The following is a 243-nucleotide window of genomic DNA, read 5'->3' as shown; positions in this document are numbered from 1 at the left end:
TCCATACGTTGCTTGACCTGTTGGTCAACTGCTTCCACTTGCTTCTCTAGAAACATCAATTGTTCAAGCATAGAGCGGAGCTGGAAAATATAAGCGTCCTGAGCGAAAGTTATTCCAAAGGAATTTGATGCCGCTTGCTTTAATTTATCTGCCTTATCTAAGCGTAGGCGACCACGGCTATTTTTTGATAAAAATTGCATTAATTCTTCTGTTGAAAGAGCGTCAATTACTTCAGGAGATGAC

The 243-nt window shown here is 40.3% G+C and carries 1 pseudogene; it reads right to left on the bottom strand.

The features are described 5' to 3' along the window. Positions 1–243, bottom strand: a pseudogene (locus tag O4H31_RS19590) (IS110 family transposase); the annotation flags it as partial.

The organism is Sulfitobacter dubius (assembly GCF_027214245.1).
Taxonomy (GTDB): domain Bacteria; phylum Pseudomonadota; class Alphaproteobacteria; order Rhodobacterales; family Rhodobacteraceae; genus Sulfitobacter; species Sulfitobacter dubius_A.
Note: the sequence above shows the minus strand (reverse complement) of the source record. Positions and strands in the feature narration are given on the sequence as shown.